The following is a 16577-nucleotide window of genomic DNA, read 5'->3' on the forward strand; positions in this document are numbered from 1 at the left end:
AGAAGAGACTTTCATTGCGTTAACATGGCTGAAAGGCCACCGCACGAGGGAGGAGCCGCTGTTGCTCGACGACCGCCCGGCACCCGGCACGGTTCGACCACGCGGACGCACCGAACGGGTCCGCGCCGCAGTCCTGGCCGCTACCCGCGCCGAACTGGAGGCGCACGGATACCCGGCCCTGACCATGGAACGCGTCGCCGAGGCCGCCGGGGTCGCGAAGAGCACCGTCTACCGGCGCTGGCGCGACCCGGTCGGCCTGCTCGCGGAGCTTCTGGACGACGTCACCCCGACCGCGGTCCCGCTGCTCGACACCGGGTCGATCGACGTCGACCTGCGCGGGCTGGCGATGGGGATCTACCGCTTCTACAGCGACCCGGTCTGGCGCTCGATCCTGCTCGGACTGATCGCCGCGGGCGTGCACGACCCGCGAGCGGCCGGGGCCCTGCGCGACTTCTTCCGGGTGCGCAACGAACACGCCGCCGAGTCCGTGCGCCACGCCGTCGAACGCGGGGAACTACCCGCCGACACCGATCCGGTCGACGTGATCCGGGCCCTCGGCGCCCCGTTCTACTACCGGATGCTCGTCACCCACGAACCGCTCGACGAGGCCGTCGCCGAGCGGGCCGCCGCAGCCGCCATCGCGGCCGCGAAGGCGGGAACCCACTCGATCCGCTAGAGCGCCCGCCGCAGCCACTGCTCGACGCCGGCGACGTGCACCGTCGCCCACGAGCGGGCCACCTCGGGTTGCCGCGCGGCGATCGCGTCGACGATCGCCTGGTGCTGCTCGCGCGTGCGGTCGGCGGCGCCCTCCTGGGTGAGCCCGCGCCAGATCCGGGCCCGGGTGGTCGGGCCGGACAGCCCGTCGATCAGGGAGCACAGCACGTCGTTCTCCGAGCCGGCCGCGATCTGCCGGTGGAACTCCAGGTCGTTCTCGACGAGTGCCTCGATCGACGGCCGGGCGCCGAGCCGGTCGAGGGTCGCCTGCAGGTGCGCGATGCCGGCGTCGGTCATGCGTTCGGCGGCCAGCGCGGTAGCGGCGGGTTCGAGGATGCGGCGCACCTCCAGGAACTGCAGCACCTTGTCGTCGCGGTGGAAGTCCACGACGAAACTGAGCGCGTCGAGCAGCAGGTTGGGCTCCAGGCTCGTCACATATGTTCCGTCGCCCTGCCGGACGTCGAGGACGCGGATCATCGACAGCGCCTTGACCGCCTCCCGCAACGAGTTGCGGGACAGGCCCAGCCGTTCGGCGAGGTCGGCCTCCTTCGGCAAGCGGTCGCCGGGACCGAGTTCGCCGGAGATGATCATGCCCTTGATCTTGTCGATGGCCTCGTCGGTCAGCGCCACCCGGGAATCATCCCATGTTTCGGCGCCTGTGTACGGTTTCGAGGATTCGGATCGGTTCGAGAACCTCGCCCGGATCGACCGGCAACGGCCCGTTCCCCTTGAGCGCCACCGCAAGGCGCGCGTAAAACTCGCGGTAGCCACCCCGCTCGGTGGGGACGGGCGTCAGCGCGCCGTCGCGTCCCAGCTTGCCGTAGGTGTCGGGATCCGCGACCCCGAACTCGTCGGCCAGCGGCGACATTCCGGACCTGAGCTGCGCCTCCTGGCCGTCGAGCCCCCACACCGTGTACGCGGCATCGGACCCGAGCACCCGGAACCGGAACCCGCGCTGAGCCACGATGCTGCACATCGCCAGGTGCGAGCGCACCCCGGTCTCATGGGTGAGGGCGATGAAACTGTCGTCGTCGTTCACGGCGTTCGCCCCGCGCGCGTCGAGTTCGCCGTAGAAGTCGGTGACCGGCCCGAACAGGCGGATCGCCTGGTCGATGAGGTGCGACCCGACGTCGTAGGCGACGCCGCCCCCGTCGACGCCGGGTGTTCCGCTCTTCCACAGCGGCCGCGGCCGTGTGCTGTGCCACTCGAACCGCGACTCGAACCGCCACACCTCGCCGAGCGCGCCCTCCCGCAGCAGCTTGCGCACCGTGAGAAAGTCGCCGTCCCAGCGCCGGTTCTGGAAGACGGTGAGCGGCACCTCGGCCCGCGCGGCGAGCCCGATCAGCCGCTCGGCGTCGGCCAGCCGCACCGCCATCGGCTTGTCGACCACGGTCGCAAGGCCGAGGTCCAGCGTGCGCTCGGCCACCGGCACATGCGTCGGCGTGGGTGATCCGATCACGACCAGGTCGTACGCGCTCGCGTCGGCGAGCAACGCGTCGAGCCCGGGCACGATCCGGGTGGACGGGTACCGGGCGCCCGCCGCCGCGGACCGCTCCGGGTCGGCGGTGACGATCGCGCTCAACTCGTACGCCGGGTCGGCCGAGATCAGTGGGGCATGGAACGCGCTGCCGGCCAGGCCGTAGCCGACGACCGCCGTCCGGATGGGATCACTCACGCCACCGATCCTGCCCTGTCGGCCTGGCTAGCATCTACCGTATGACCACGGTGGCCCAACTGCGTAAAGCCGCGCTCGCCCTCCCCGAGGTCGAGGAAGGCACGCACTTCGGGATGGTGTCGTTCACGGTACGCGGCAAGGGATTCGCGTCGGTCACCACAGCGGGAACCGTTCAGCTCCAGATGTCCGACGAAGCCGCCGCCGACGCGGTGGCGGCCCATCCCACCGGCTCACGGTTGACCCGCTTCGACAAGCCGATCGGGTTCCGGGTGCCACTGGCCGACGTCAACGGTCAGCAGTTGAACGCCCTCGTCCGGGCGGCCTGGTTCCACCGCGCGCCGAAGCGACTTGCCGCGACGATCGCCGCCGCCGACGCGGGGATCGCGCCCGAGGGCAGCGACCTGCCGACGGCGATCGGCCGGCCGGCCACCCAGGCGCTGCTCGGTGCCGGGCTGTCCACGTTGGACCTGGTCGCCACCCGCTCCGCCGACGAACTGCTCGCCATGCACGGCGTGGGCCCGAAGGCCGTCCGCATCCTGTCGGAGGCGCTGGCCGGCCGGGGTTCCGGGCTGCGCTGACGTATCGTGCGGGTCATGGCCGGAATCAGTGACCTTCGGGCGTTCGTCGGTGAGTGGACGGTGGAGGTGCGCTTCCCCGAGGGGCATCCCGCGAACGTCGACGGCCCGACGCCGGAGGCCCGGAGCGTCTTCGAGTGGACGCTCGGCGGCGCCTACCTGACGCAACGCTCCGAGATCGACCACCCCGACGCGCCGAACTCCATGAGCGTCTACTCGGCCACGTCGGATGCCTTCATCCAGCACTACTTCGACTCCCGGGGCGTCACCCGCGTGTACGCGATGACGTTCACCGGCGGCGTGTGGACCCTGCTCCGCGAGGCGGCCGACTTCTCGCCGCTGAACTTCCGCCAGCGTTACGTCGGCACGTTCAGCGACGACGGCAACCGCATCGACGGCGCCTGGGAAATGGCCAAGCCGGGCGCCGACTACGCCCTCGACTTCCACATGAACTACATCCGCGCCCGCTAGCCGGTGCTGCTCGGCGACCGCGAGGTACCGGTCGAAGCGCTCTTCGCCGCCTTCCTGCGCCGGGTGGTCGACGGGGTAGCGTTCGCAGAATGGGTGACGCACACGACGTGCGCGCGGCGTACGAGAAGTACCTGTCCTCGTTCACCGCCAACGATCTGGCCGGGATCGACTCGGTGGTGTCGTATCCGTTGGCGCACATCGCCGACGGCCGGGTCCTCATGTTCGACACGTTTCCGATCGACCCCGCCGGCCTGATGGCGGCCAAGGGCTGGCACACCACGGTCGACAGCCGGTACGAGGTGGTCGCCGTCTCCGCCACCAAGGCGCACGTGGTGCTCTACGAGGGCCGGCGGGTGCGGGCCGACGGTTCGCTGATCGAGACCGTCTCCGCGTTCTACGCGTTCACCCGCACCGACGACGGCTGGAAGATGTACGCGATCTCGGACATCGTCACCTGAGGCGGTGAGGGGCACCGGCACGGCGCCCCTCACCGTCGCGCTACAGGTCGGTGATCGGAACCGGCGCGCGCTGGATCTTGAACGGCAGGTTCGGCGGCTGGCCCTGCTGCAGGCGCAGCACCTGGCCCTCGGCCACCCACAGGTACGCACCCGAGCGGACCACCGACGTGGGCTGGTCGAACGTGCCGACCTGCGTGATCCGGCCGGTGCGCACGTCGATGACGTTGAGCGCACCCGGGTTCTCCGTGACCAGCAGCCGGTTGGCGTCGAGCATCCGGATGCCGTCGGGGTTCTGCAGGAGGCGCGGGATCGGCACCTTCGAGGCCTCGAGGGCCGAGCCGTCGGCCGCGATGCCGACGCGCACCAGCGTGCCGGCGCTGTAGTTCGTGGTGTAGATGGCCGACTTGCCGTCGTAGGCGATGCCGTTGATCTGCAGGCCACCGGTGGGGTACGTGAACGCCTGATCGGCCGACCAGACGCTCAGCGTGCCGCCCTCGGCCGACGTCGAACTCGGCGTGGTGAGGCGGAGGATCCGGCCCGGCAGCGCCGGCTGCACCGTCGGGTCGACGGTGTCGGTGATGAAGACGGCACCGCGCACGAGCACGATGTCGGCGCACACGCCGCGGTCGGGCACCGTGTAGGACGCGACGAGGTCGCCCTTGAGGTTGAACGCATTCAGCTTCGTCGGCTGTTGGAAGCTCAGGTCGATGTCGCAGGTCCACAGCACCTTGCGGGCGTCGTCGAAGAGCACGCCGGCGGTGCCGAGGTTGACCCCCACCGGAATGAACGTCTCGGCGGCCCAGACACCGGACCGGAAGACCACGACCTGGCCCGTGGTGATGCTGGCGACGTAGAGGTCGCCGTTCGCGGCGGCGGTGATGCTCTCCGGGTAGTAGGCGTCACCCGGTACGACGAGCGTGGCCGGCGGACGCGCCGCCTCGACACCGGCGACCTGCTCGGCGGCCGACGCCGACGGCACACCCGCCAGCGCCGCCAGCCCTATCCCGAGCGCCGCGACAGCAGCGCCCAAACGCTTCTTCATGGATACCCTCTCGTGCGTGGCGCACGGGGGAGGGCACGAGCATGACACGGCCATGACACAACCAGGCCGCATCCTCAGCCGACGCCCCCGTGCGTCTGCGGAAGATGATCGCGCCAAGCAAAACCCATCGATGTCACGAGCGCAAGGTCACGCCGCGTAAATTGAGCGGTACCAGACAATCAGACGCCGAAAAGCGTTGCCAGATAGGCCCGCTGCGCCGTCTGGTTGTAACCGGCACCACCCTCGTGGCCGTTGTACGGCCAGATCGTGATGTCCTTCCGCTCGCCCGCGTAGTGGTTGAACGCGGCGAACACCGTCGAGGGTGGACAGACGGCGTCCATCAGCGCCACCGAGAACAGCGTCGGCGCGGTGGCGCGGGCCGCGAAGTTCACGCCGTCGAAGTAGCGCAGCGTCGAGAAGACGCGGTCGGCCGTGTCGCGGTGGGTGCGGCAATACGTCACGAGTTCCTGGTACGGGTGGGCGTCGGTCATCTCGGTCGCCCGCCGGTAGTGGCACAGGAACGGCACGTCGGGCAGCGCCGCGGCGAGCCCGTCGACCAGCCCGGCGGCGGCCAGCGTGATGCCGCCGCCCTGGCTGCCGCCGGTCACCACGACCCTGGTGGCGTCGACGGCCGGGTGCTCGCGCGCCGCGTCGACGGCACGCACGGCGTCGGTGAAGACGCGCCGGTAGTAGTAGGTCTGCGGATCGGTGACGCCGCGGGTCATGAAGCCCGGTGTCTGCGGCGCGCCGTCGGCCGGGTCGGGCGTGTCGGACACCGACGAACCAGCGCTCCCCTGGCCACGCGTGTCCATGACGAGGTACGCGTACCCGGCTGCGCTCCAGAACAGCCGTTCGTGGGCCAGCCCGCGCCCGCCGCCGTACCCGATGTACTCGACCACGCAGGGCAGCGGCCCGGTCGCGTTGCGGGGCAACAGGAACCAGCCACGCACCGGCTGACCGTCGAACCCGCTGAAGGTGACGTCCTGCACGTCGACCGTCGACAGGCCCGCGTCGAACGGCTCGAACCGGGCCGGCGTCCCCTTCTCCCGGGCCTGCGCGAGGGTGGCCCGCCAGAACTCGTCGAAGTCGCTCGGCTCGTCGCGCTCCGGCCGGTACCGCCGCAGTTCCTCGATGGGCCAGTCAACCAGCATGTGCCTCTACCTCTCCCAGACCGGTACGTCCGGGAGACATCATCCCGGGAGCGCGGCGCTTTCCCCGAACCGGCGCACCGCGACGCCGAGCGTCAGCAGAAAGGGCGTCATCGGACCGCGTAACCCTCGGCCTGCAGCGCGAACAGCCGCGCGTAGTGGCTGTCGGCTGCCATCAGCGTGTCGTGATCGCCGTGCTCGGCGACGACGCTCAGGGCAGGCGGTTGACGCGGTACCTCCGCTCGCGCTCCTCCGCCTGCCAGTCGTCGGGCGCGCGGCGCTTCAGGGCGTCGCGCGCCACCTCGGCCAGCGGGTGGCCGAGGTCCTCGCAGAGCGCGATCGCCTCCCGCAACGCGGCCTCCGCCCGGCCGGGATCGCTGCCCATCGTCGCCGACGCCAACAGGTCGAGCGCGTACGCGCGGCGCAGCGGGTCGCCGGTCGACGTGGCCAGCCGCAACGCGGCCCGGGCGTGGCCGGCCGCCTCGGCCAGTTCCTCCCGCTGGAACGCCACCTCACCGAGCCCGTGGTGCAGGTAGGCCGCGGTGTGCTCGTCGCCGGTGATCCCGGCGAGCGCCAGCCCGCGCCGCAGGCCGTCGGCCGCCTCGGCGAACCGCCCGGTGTTGAAGAGCAGGTGCCCGAGGTTCAGCCAGAGCAACTGCCCGTAGCGCGGGTCGTCGCCGTAGCCGGCGATGTCCAGCGCCGCCCGCAGGTGGTTCTCGGCCGGTTCGAACCGGCCGGACACGTTGTACAACCCGCCGAGGTTGACGTGCACCGGCCCGATCACCATCGGGTCGCCGGTCTCCTCGGCCGCGTGCAGGGCCTGTTCGTAGCGGGCCTCCGCCGCGACGAAGTCGCCCTGCTGCTTGTGCGCGACGGCGAGCACGTTCGCCATCCGGCTCTCGCCCAGCCGGTCACCGTCGTGCCGGACGGCGTCGAGCACGTCGCGGCACAGCTCGATCCAGTCCGACCAGCGGCGGCGGCTCTGGTTGAAGGCGAACATGCTCGACGCCAACTGCCACGCCGGCCGGCTCCAGCCGTGCGCGACGCACGTGCGGGCCAGGGCGGCGATCGTCGCCCGCTCGGCCTGGAACCACGCCGTGGCTTCCGCCCGGTCGGCGAACACGTGCGGTTCGTCGGGCGGATGGACCAGGTCCGGTGGGAACGCGGCGGTGCGCGGGCTCAGCAGCGCGTACGCCGCATAGGCGCGATCGAGGTACGAGTCGACCAGCCGCCGCACCGCCGTGTGCCGCTCCGCCGCCGGGTCCTCCAGTTCGCTGCGCTGGCGCGCGTACTCGCGGATCAGGTCGTGCATCTCGTACCGGCCGCCGGTCTCGTTCAGGAGGTTCGCCGCGACCAGGTCGGCCAGCGGGCGGTGGACGCTCGCACCCGGCGAAGCGCCCGGCAGAGCGCCCGCCGGAGAGCCCGCCAGCGCGCCCGCGGCCGGCCCCCGCAGGGACGGCACGCCGACGAGCCCGAACAGCCGGAACAGACGGGCGGCGGCCGGCGCGAGCGGCCGGTAGGCCAGATCGAACGCGGCCCGTACGCCCGTGTCGACGTCGTCGATCTCCAGCTCCGCCAGGCGGTCGACGTCGAGGCCCTTGACGATCGTGCCCAGGCCGGCCGGATCGGCGGCCAGCCGGCAGCCGATGATCTGCAGCGCCAGCGGTAGTCGGCCGGCCAGCTCGGCCACCCGGGCCAGGTCGGCGCTCCGGCCGGCCACCCGGCCCGTGGTGCGCAGCATGTCGACGGCGTCGTCGAGGGTCAGCATGTCGAGGTCGATCCGGGTCGCCGAGTCGCGCACGACCAGGCTCTCCTGCCGGCTCCGGGAGATCACCACCACCACGCTGGCCGACGCGCCGGGCAGCAGCGGGCGCACCTGGGTCGCCGTCCGCACGTTGTCCAGAATGATCAGGGTCCGTCGGTGGGCGAGCTCCGAGCGGTAGAGCGCCAGGCGTCGGTCCAGATCTGCGGGGACCGCGTGAGCGGACTGCCCGAACGACCACAGCAACAGGTCGACGGCCGTGTCCAGTGACATCGGCGGCTGTTCCCCGTACCCGTGCAGGTCGACGTACCGGCAGCCGTCCGGGAAGTTCCCGGCGACGTGGTGCGCCCAGTGCGCGGCGAGCGCCGTCTTGCCGCTGCCGCCCACGCCGGTGACCACCACCGTCGCCGGCCGGCCGGCGGCCGCGATCCGGTCCAGCGCCGCGAGTTCGGGCCGGCGCCCCACGAAGTCGGCGACGTCGGCCGGCAGCGGTGCCTCCGTGACCGGCCGCGGCTGCGGAGCCGGCGGCGCCGCCGGTGCCCGCAGGATCCGGTCGTGCGCGGCGACGAGCTCCGTACCCGGCGGGATGCCCAGTTCCATCGCGAGCCGGTCGCGCACCGTCTCGAACAGCAGCAGCGCGGCGGCCCGCTGTCCCGATGCGGCCAGGCACGTCATCAGCCGGGCGTGCAGGCGCTCGTCGAGCGGCTCCGCGGCCACCAGGTCGCGCAGCACCGGCACCACCCGGTCGGCACACCCGACGTCGATGGCGAGGTCGGCGAACTCGAGCGTCGCCGCGATCCGGCGCTGGCCGGCCGCGACGGCGGCGGGATGGTGCCGCACGCGCGGCTCCACGTCGGCGACCGCGGCACCGCGCCAGGACGCCAGCGCGTCGGCCCAGGCGGCGAGCGCCGCCGTGGAGTCGCCGCGGGCCGCGGCCGCGCGGGCGGTCGCGCAGCCGGCTTCGAACGCGAGCAGGTCCAGCGCCCGCGGATCGGGCGGGTGCAGCGCGTACCCGCCGGCGGAGGTGACCAGGATGCGCGCCGGCTCCCACCGCCCGCGCCGCGGCTCCAGCAGGTCGCGGAGCCGCACGATGTAGCCCTGCACCAGGTTCAGGCAGGTGCGCGGGGGCCGGTCGCCCCAGAGGACGTCGACCAGTTCGGCCTGCGACACGACCTCACCGGGACGCAGCGCCAGCAGGCCGAGCAGGTTGCGCAGCATCGGCGCGCGGAGCTCGACGGGCCGGCCGGCCAGCTCCACGCGCAGCGGGCCGAGCACACCGATGTGCAGGTCCGCGGTGCGGGCCGGGCCTGCCGCCGGGTCGAGCGCGGCGGTGACCCGGCGGACCGTCTCCGGCCGCGACCGGCCGGCGGTGCCGCGTTCCAGGTTGCGGACCGCTCGCACGCTGAGCCCGGCCCGCTCGGCCAGCTCCTGCTGCGTGAGACCGGCAGCCGTCCGCCGGTCGCGGAGCCGTTGCCCCTCGCGCACGTCGCGTTCAGACCCGTTCAGCGCCATCGACTCCCGTCCCCCGGACGCACCGTCACCGGCATTGTGCCGCTACGCGCCGCCGCGGAGGTGCCGTCCCGGCGGCAGTTCCGCCGGTATTCACCGGCATCATCGCAGCGTGCCGCGATGAGCGGGGCCGGGCCCGCCGGAACGCGACGGTCCAGTTGCGGTCAAGTCCGTTACAGGGAGCCATCGCTAGGGTCCCTGTCATCAACCCACGTTCACGGGGGACGTAGGAGGGGTGACGATCGACGCAACCGTCGCAGCGGACCGCCAGTTCCGGGTCCTCGGACCGCTGGAGGTCCGCTGCGACGGTGCGACGCTGGCAATCGGGCCGCCGAAACAGCGCGCTGCTCGCCGTGCCGCTGAGCGCGTCCGGCTGGTGACCGCGGTCGGCGAGACCTCGTACTCGGGGCGGCGGTTGGAACGGCTATTCGCCGCCGAGTTCCTCCCCTGACGCGCGGCACCGGTCGAGCCCGGCCAGCGCCCGGGCGCGCTCATCGGCGTCACCCCGATCTCCGACGATCGCGAGCGCCCGCCCGAACCGGCGCTGCGCGGCGCGGTGCCGCCCGGCCAGCGCGAACGCCTCGCCGAGGCCGTTGAACGCCATCGCCTCGACCTCCGGGTTGGCGGCCCGGCGGCCGATGCCGACGGCCCGCCGCCCGGCCCGGACCGCCGCCGGGTACCGGCCCAGTTCGGCGTAGCTGACGCACAGGGTGCCGAGGACGATGGCCTCGCCGGTGCGGCTGCCGTCGGCGCGGTGCAGGTGCAGCGCCCGCTCGGAGTGCTCGACGGCCTCGGTGTGGCGCCCGACCCGGGCGTAGATGCGGCCCAGGTTGGTCTGCAGCGCGGCCTCCCCCGGTCCGCCGATCGTCTGCTGGACCCGCACCGCGTGCAGCGCCTGCGGAATCGCCTCGTCGTCGCGGCCGAGCAGGTGCAGCACGATCGACAGGTTGCTGGCCGTGGCGGCGACGCGGGCCGGATCGCCGTCGGGGCCGAGGAGGTCGAGCGCGGTGCGGTACAGCTCGACGGCCTCGGCGTACCGGCCGGCCCGCCGGTGCGCGGTGCCGAGGTGGTTCAGCGCGACGGCCCCGCCGTGGTCGTCACCGCACAGCTCGTGCAGCGCGATCGCCTGCCGCAGCAGGTCGGACTCGGTGTCGAGCTGCAGCGCGGTGCCGTAGGCGTGGCCGAGTTCGCTCAGCGTGTGGGCGAGTTCGGACAGGTCGCCGGCCTCCCGCGCGGCGGTCTCCGCCACCCGCAGCACGGCGATCCGGTCGGTCACCGGCGCCCGCCGCACGAAGTAGACCCGCAGCAGGTGCGCCAGCCCGATCGCGTGCGCGTACTTCCCCCGGTCGGTGGCCATCCGGATCACCGCGAGCAGGTTGGCGTTCTCGTCGTCGAGCCAGTCGAGCGCCTGTTCCTGGGTCTCGCACTGCGGCACCGGCGTCTTGGTCGGCGGAACGCGGATGGCGACGGGCAACCGGTACCGGAACATCGGCCGGGTGACCTCCTCGGTCGCGCCGACGTACCAGTCGAGCAGGTCGGTGACGGCGCCGTCGGCGGCGTCGGCGGACTCGGCGCGCCGGCAGGTCCGCTGGGCGAACGCCCGCAGCAGGTCGTGCAGGTGGTACCGGTCGGGCACCGACTGCCCGACCAGGTGCAGGTCGAGCAGTTCGGCCAGCGCGTCCTCGGCCTGGGGCGGGTCGAGGCCGGTGAGGGCCGCGACGGACGCGGCGGTGACGTCGACGCCGGGATGCAGCCCGAGCCGGCGGAACACCAGCCGGATCCGGTCCGGCAGGCTGTCGTACGCGTGCTGGAACACCGCCTCGACGGCGCGGCTGCCCGCCGTCAACTCGTCCAGTTCGACCCCGGACGCGGCCGCGAGCCGATCGACCAGGCCGGCCACCGACCACGCCGGCCGCATCCGCAGCCGGTGGGCCGCGACCGTCACCGCGAGCGGCAGGTGGCCGCACCGCGCCACCAGGTCGGCGACGGCCGTCCGCTCGGCCACCGACCGGTCCGCTCCGATCACCGCTTCGACCAGGCTCGCCGCTTCGCCGGGCGTGAACATCGACAGGTTGAGGTGCAGGGCGCCGTCGACGGCCAGCGCCCGCCGGCTGGTCACGATCACCAGGCCCGCGGCGCCGGCCGCCAGCAACGGCGCGATCTGCCGCTCGTCGGCCGCGCTGTCGAGAATCATGAGGACCTCGCGCCCGGCGAGGCGGTCGCGCAGCAGCGTCGCCCGCGCGTCAAGATCCGGGGGGACGAGCTGAGGGGCGACGCCCAGCAACCGGAGCAGGTTCGACAGCGCGGTCTCGGGCGCCACGGTGCCGGCCGCGTCGATTCCGGCCAGGTCGATGTACAGCTGGCCGCCGCCGTAGCGGCCCTCCGCCACCAGTTGGTGGGCCGCCCGTAACGCGAGCCGGGTCTTGCCCACCCCGGCCATCCCGGCGACGACGACGATCCGCGCGGCCGTGCTGTTCTGATGGCTCCGGCCCAGGTCGAGGATCGCGGCGAGGTCCGGCCCGCGGCCGACGAAGTCGGCGAGGTCCGGCGGAAGCTGGCGGTAGGCCGTGGTGCCGCCGGTGGTGATCCCGGCGGCGGGCCGGGCCTTACCGTCACCGGCGACCAGGATCTGCCGGTGCAGCCGCCGGATCGGCGCCGACGGCTCGATGCCGAGCTCGTCGACCAGTCGATCGCGCAGACTCCGGTAGACGGCGAGCGCCTCGCCGACCCGCGAGGTGCGCGCCAGCACCGTCATCAGCTGGCCGTGGAACCGCTCGCGCAGCGGATGTTCCCGGGTGAGCCGGGCCAGTTCGGCCGACAGCCCGTCGACGCTGCCGGCCGCGAGCCGCGCGTCGACCAGGTCTTCGACGGCCGTCCACCGCTCCTCCTCGACGCCCGCGACCACGGCCTGCGCGCCCGGGTAGTCGAACCCGCCGAACGCCGGCCCGTGCCACCGGGCCACCGCCGACTCCCACCGGTGGTGGTCGCCGGTCGCCTGCGCCTCGGCCACCTCGCGCCGGAACACCGCCAGGTCGAGGGCGCCGTCCGGGACCCGCAGCAGATACCCCGGCGCCACCGTGACGATCGGCGCGGCGGCCCGGGATTCCCTACCGGCCAGCCGTCGCCGCAGGTCGCTGACGACCCCCTGCAACTGCACCCGGTACGACCGCGGTGGCGACCCGCCCCAGAGCAGGTCGGCGAGCGTGTCGGCCGGGACGATCTGACCGGCGTGGACGAGCAGGAGCGTGAGGACGGCGCGACGCTGCGGCCCACCGAGGTCGACCGGTGCGCCGTCGCGCAGGACCGTCACGGGTCCGAGCACCCGAAACTCGAGCAGCCGATCAGACGACGCGTCGATGAACGTCCACCCCCGGTTCGTCATCGTTCGACGGGTTCAATCTAGCGATTCCCCGCACGTCCCATTGATCCGCCCCGTTATCGAACCGTGATCTGCGGACAGCTACCCGCGAGTAACGACGATCCGGTACCGTGCCGTACCACATCGAGCGGAGCCAATCCGCCAAGGCCCGCTCGGGTATCACCCGGGAGGCCCCATGTTCCGGCTCACCCACCTACTCCTCGCCCTCACCGTCGGCACCGCCACCGCCGTCGCCACCCTCGGCGTCGCGGAACCCGCCGCCGCGGCCACCGTCCCCGCCTTCTACACCCCGCCGGCCACGCTGCCCGCCGCCAACGGCGCGCTGGTCCGGACCGAACCGCTGCCGCTCGCCCTCAGCCTGCCCGGAATCACCGGGCCGCTCCCCGGCCGGGCGACCCGCATCATGTACCGCACCACCGATTCCACCGGTGCGGCCGTCGCCGTGACCGGTGCCTACATCGAACCCGCCGCGCCGTGGTGGGGTGGCGGCGCGCGGCCGTTGGTCGCGCTCGCACCCGGGACGCTCGGACAGGGCGACCAGTGTTCGGCGTCGCTCGGGCTGCAGTACCCGATCGTGATCACGCCCGACACGGTGTCGGTCGGGTACGAGATCCTGGCCATCTACAAGCTCTTGCTGCGCGGGGTCGCGGTGGTCGTCACCGATTATGTCGGCCTCGGGACGCCGAACCTGCTGCACACCTACGTGAACCGCGTCGACGGTGGGCACGCCGTGCTCGACGCCGTGCGGGCCGCCCGGTCGCTGCCGAACACGTCGCTCACCGCCCGGTCAGCCGTCGGACTGTACGGCTACAGCCAGGGTGGTGGCGCGACCGCGGCGGCGGCCGAGCTACAACCGTCGTACGCGCCCGACGTCCGGTTGGCCGGTACGTACGCCGGTGCGCCGCCGGCGAACCTCGCCGACGTGGCCGACGCCATCGACGGCAGCGACCTCGCCGGCGCGTTGGGCTGGTCGGTGAACGGCTTCCTCCAGTCCGAACCCGCGCTGCGACCGGTGCTCGACCGGCACCTCAACGCCGCCGGCCGGGCCGCGCTCGCCGACCTCTCGACGATGTGCGTCGGCGACGCCCTCTTCGCGTACGGCTCTGCCCGCAGCACCGCGTGGACCACCAGCGGGCGGTCGCTGGGCGACATCGCCCGGTCCGAACCGGTCGTCCAGGCCGTCTTCACGAAACAACGCATCGGGACGCTCAAGCCGGCCGGCCCGGTGCGGCTCGCGACCGGGATCACCGACAACCTCGTGCCGCACCGGCAGGCGCGCACCCTGGCCGTCGACTGGTGCCGGCTGGGCGGCGACGTCAGCTACGTGGCGGTGGTGCTCCCCGAACTGGGTCGCGCGTTGCTCAACCACTTCGCGCCCCTGCTCGCCGACCAGGACGCCGCGATCGGCTGGCTCACCGACCGGTTGGCCGGCTGGTTCACCGTGTCGAACTGCTGGACGATGCCGCTCCAGCCGTGATCCGGGCGGATTCCCCGGGCCCTACGACGCGCTGGGGCTCGGGGGGCCGCTTCCGCCCGGTTCCGGGCTCTGGGTGACGGGTCCGCTCGGCTCCGGGGTGCCGCTGGCGTCGGTCTCCGGGATGCAGCCCCGCTGCTCCCGGTAGACCGGCCCCGTCTGCGTCCCGCAGCCCATCGGCACCCCGATCGGGACCGCGTCGCCGCGCCGGTTGTACACGCGGACGTTCGTGATCGACTGCCCGTTCTCCGTGTAGACGTACACCTCGTTCGGGTCCTCGTAGCCGATGTTCCCGGACGGCGGGTAGCTCGGGCTCGGCGCGTAGTTGTCGTGGCCGCCGCTGACCCACGCGAGGCCGAACGCGGCGGCGAGCACCGCCGCCGCGCCGACGGCCAACCACAGCGGCCTGGCCCGGCGGGTCATGTGCAGCGGACGCCGACCGATCCGGATCGACAACCCGACGAGCACCACCACGAGCGCCCACCCGAGCAGCCCCGCGCTGCTGTCCTGCGGAAAGAGGTCGTACCCGTCGGCGAGGAAGTACAGGAGAACCATCGCGACCACGTAACCGCGGAACACCCACCAGGCGGGCCGGAGCTGCACCAGGAAGTCGCCGAGCCGGTCGTAGCCGATCAGCCGGCCCACCGTCTCGTCGAACGTGCGGGCGTGCGGCCGGAGGGCCGCGATCGTGGCGGCGACCCGTCGCGGGCTTCGCTCGCTCTTCCCGACGTCGACGCCGGTGGCCGCCCGCAACTCGGCGGCGTAGGAGGCCGGTGGCCCGAGCCGGTCGTCGAGCGAGGCCCGGTCGTCGGCGGCGATCTCCGCCAGGTGGTCGGGCAGGTCTTCGAGCAGTTCCTGCCGCACCGCGTCGGGCAGGTCGGCGAGCGCCGCCGACACGCCGGCGATGTAGCGGTCGATCTCGGTGACGCGGGACGGGGCGGTGCTGTTCATGCGGTGATCCCCCGCTCGTCGAGGAGTTGGTCCATGGTGGACACGAAGCCCCGCCACACCTTGCTCGACCGGTCGAGATGCACCCGACCGGCGGCGTTGAGGGCGTAATACTTGCGGTGCGGTCCTTCGTCGCTCGGCACGACGTACGTGGTGAGGTAGCCGGCCTGGAACAGGCGGCGCAGCGTCCCGTAGACCGAGGCGTCGCCGACGTCTTCGAGCCCGGCCGTACGCAGGCGACGGAGAATGTCGTACCCGTACCCGTCGTCATGCCGCAACGCGGCGAGCACCGCCAGGTCGAGCACGCCCTTCAACAGCTGGGTGGCGTCCACGCATTGCACACTAGCCCGCTATCCGAAGTACCGTCAACGGCGCAATTGCCGTCGCTGACCTGTCTCTCGACCGGGCCTGCGAACCCGTGCGGGATCAGGCGATCCGGGTGCCCATCGTCAGTTCGCGGACCGGGGTCTGCAGGCGCCGCACGGTGATCAGCACCGATCCGCCACCCAACAACAGGTTGAACGCGAGCCCGTACGGCCACACCGGCGAGGCCGGCCACTGGTAGACGCCGCCGGCGTAGTACCCGTAGTAGTCCTGCCGCTCCTCCGGCGACATGCGTATCCGGCGGACCTCGCGACCGATCTCGCCGAGCGGGTCGCCGACCGGTGGCGCCACGAGTTCGCCGGAGCGCGGGTCGCGCTTGAGCGGCACCTGGGGTGCCGAGTCGGCCAGCACCACAAACGGGTTCGGCGCCAGCATCCACCAGACGCGGTCGGGCCGGTCGTACCCGCTGGACGACATCGGCAGCGCCAGCGTGAAGGCGAGCACCGTGCCGAGGCTGAGCGCGAGCACCGTCACGTACGACAGCAACGCCGAGGTGATGCTGCGCGGCAGCATCGCCGACAGCGCCTGCGAGAACGCGCAGACGACGCCGATCAGCAGCGCCACCACGAACAGCACCACGGCCGCCCGCCACAGGCCGACGCCGCCGCGCAGGATCGACCAGCCGACGAACGGCAGCGTCAGCACCAGCGCGCCGACGCCCACACCCCAGCCGGCGAGCAGCTTGCCGATCGCGATGTCGCCGGCCGAGAGCCGGGTGACCTGCAGCGTGGCGAGCGTGCCGCGTTCCCGGTCACCGTTGATCGACTGCGCGGTGAGCGCCGGGCTGATGATGAGCGCGAGCGCCAGCACGAACAGCATCAGCGCGCCGAACAACGGGATGCCCTGCCACCGCTCGCCCCGCCACACGGAACTCCCGCCGTAGTACGTGATCGACGCCGAGAAGCCCAGCTCGAACAGCACCGTGAACAGGAAGATCACACCGACCCACGCGCCCATCAGCCAGCGCCAGCGACCGGTCCGCAACCGGACCAGGAACTCCTGCCTGAAGACCAGCGCCACACCGTGCTTCGTCATGGA

Annotated in this window: 15 protein-coding genes; 6 read left to right on the forward strand and 9 right to left on the reverse strand. The window is 72.6% G+C overall.

Annotated elements, in window-relative coordinates; genetic code table 11:
* Window positions 1–61: 61 nt before the first annotated feature.
* Window positions 62–676 carry a TetR/AcrR family transcriptional regulator gene (locus Vau01_RS32795; RefSeq protein WP_204000712.1) on the forward strand — a complete coding sequence of 205 codons (615 nt, stop codon included), beginning with the start codon at window positions 62–64 and terminating at the stop codon, window positions 674–676.
* Here Vau01_RS32795 and Vau01_RS32800 read toward each other — a convergent pair.
* Both Vau01_RS32800 and Vau01_RS32805 read right to left on the reverse strand, forming a co-directional pair.
* Window positions 673–1344 (reverse strand): FadR/GntR family transcriptional regulator, encoded by a 672-nt coding sequence (locus Vau01_RS32800; RefSeq protein WP_204000714.1) that lies wholly within the window; start codon window positions 1342–1344, stop codon window positions 673–675. The two genes, Vau01_RS32795 and Vau01_RS32800, sit on opposite strands and share 4 nt — an antisense overlap.
* Window positions 1345–1351: 7 nt before the next feature.
* Window positions 1352–2389 (reverse strand): Gfo/Idh/MocA family oxidoreductase, encoded by a 1038-nt coding sequence (locus tag Vau01_RS32805; RefSeq protein WP_204000717.1) that lies wholly within the window; start codon window positions 2387–2389, stop codon window positions 1352–1354.
* Window positions 2390–2430: 41 nt separating this feature from the next.
* Between Vau01_RS32805 and Vau01_RS63685 the strand changes: the two genes are divergently transcribed.
* From Vau01_RS63685 to Vau01_RS32820, 3 genes are all read left to right on the forward strand, one after another.
* On the forward strand, window positions 2431–2967 hold the full coding sequence (locus tag Vau01_RS63685) for an MmcQ/YjbR family DNA-binding protein (protein WP_239152035.1): 537 nt from the start codon (window positions 2431–2433) through the stop codon (window positions 2965–2967).
* Between the two features lie 15 nt (window positions 2968–2982).
* On the forward strand, window positions 2983–3435 hold the full coding sequence (locus tag Vau01_RS32815; protein ID WP_204000718.1) for a hypothetical protein: 453 nt from the start codon (window positions 2983–2985) through the stop codon (window positions 3433–3435).
* Between the two features lie 89 nt (window positions 3436–3524).
* The gene (locus Vau01_RS32820) at window positions 3525–3893 is read left to right on the forward strand and encodes a DUF6841 family protein (RefSeq protein WP_204000721.1); all 369 of its coding nucleotides are present in this window, start codon (window positions 3525–3527) and stop codon (window positions 3891–3893) included.
* A gap of 40 nt (window positions 3894–3933) precedes the next feature.
* Here Vau01_RS32820 and Vau01_RS32825 read toward each other — a convergent pair whose 3' ends face one another.
* The 3 genes from Vau01_RS32825 to Vau01_RS32835 form a co-directional block, all read right to left on the reverse strand.
* Window positions 3934–4935 (reverse strand): NHL repeat-containing protein, encoded by a 1002-nt coding sequence (locus tag Vau01_RS32825; protein ID WP_204000723.1) that lies wholly within the window; start codon window positions 4933–4935, stop codon window positions 3934–3936.
* A 179-nt stretch (window positions 4936–5114) separates the two neighbouring features.
* A complete protein-coding gene (locus Vau01_RS32830; protein WP_204000725.1) occupies window positions 5115–6086 on the reverse strand; it encodes an acetylxylan esterase in 972 nt (323 codons plus the stop codon).
* 208 nt (window positions 6087–6294) lie between these two features.
* Window positions 6295–9357 carry a BTAD domain-containing putative transcriptional regulator gene (locus Vau01_RS32835; RefSeq protein WP_204000726.1) on the reverse strand — a complete coding sequence of 1021 codons (3063 nt, stop codon included), beginning with the start codon at window positions 9355–9357 and terminating at the stop codon, window positions 6295–6297.
* Between the two features lie 232 nt (window positions 9358–9589).
* On the opposite strand from Vau01_RS32835, the gene Vau01_RS32840 reads away from it, so the two are divergent.
* Window positions 9590–9805 carry a hypothetical protein gene (locus Vau01_RS32840; protein WP_204000728.1) on the forward strand — a complete coding sequence of 72 codons (216 nt, stop codon included), beginning with the start codon at window positions 9590–9592 and terminating at the stop codon, window positions 9803–9805.
* Here Vau01_RS32840 and Vau01_RS32845 read toward each other — a convergent pair.
* Window positions 9779–12736 (reverse strand): AfsR/SARP family transcriptional regulator, encoded by a 2958-nt coding sequence (locus tag Vau01_RS32845; protein ID WP_204000729.1) that lies wholly within the window; start codon window positions 12734–12736, stop codon window positions 9779–9781. The genes Vau01_RS32840 and Vau01_RS32845 overlap by 27 nt on opposite strands.
* Window positions 12737–12908: 172 nt before the next feature.
* Between Vau01_RS32845 and Vau01_RS32850 the strand changes: the two genes are divergently transcribed.
* A complete protein-coding gene (locus Vau01_RS32850) occupies window positions 12909–14210 on the forward strand; it encodes a lipase family protein (protein ID WP_204000731.1) in 1302 nt (433 codons plus the stop codon).
* 21 nt (window positions 14211–14231) lie between these two features.
* Here Vau01_RS32850 and Vau01_RS32855 read toward each other — a convergent pair whose 3' ends face one another.
* The 3 genes from Vau01_RS32855 to Vau01_RS32865 all read right to left on the reverse strand — a co-directional run bounded on the left by Vau01_RS32855 (window position 14232) and on the right by Vau01_RS32865 (window position 16574).
* A complete protein-coding gene (locus tag Vau01_RS32855) occupies window positions 14232–15158 on the reverse strand; it encodes a hypothetical protein (RefSeq protein ID WP_204000733.1) in 927 nt (308 codons plus the stop codon).
* Complete coding sequence (locus tag Vau01_RS32860; RefSeq protein WP_204000734.1) at window positions 15155–15487, reverse strand: PadR family transcriptional regulator; 333 nt, start codon at window positions 15485–15487, stop codon at window positions 15155–15157. The genes Vau01_RS32855 and Vau01_RS32860 overlap by 4 nt, the downstream gene beginning before the upstream one ends.
* Before the next feature lie 94 nt (window positions 15488–15581).
* Complete coding sequence (locus tag Vau01_RS32865) at window positions 15582–16574, reverse strand: ABC transporter permease (protein WP_204000736.1); 993 nt, start codon at window positions 16572–16574, stop codon at window positions 15582–15584.
* Between the last annotated feature and the right edge of the window lie 3 nt (window positions 16575–16577).

Source organism: Virgisporangium aurantiacum, from assembly GCF_016863635.1.
Lineage (GTDB): Bacteria > Actinomycetota > Actinomycetes > Mycobacteriales > Micromonosporaceae > Virgisporangium > Virgisporangium aurantiacum.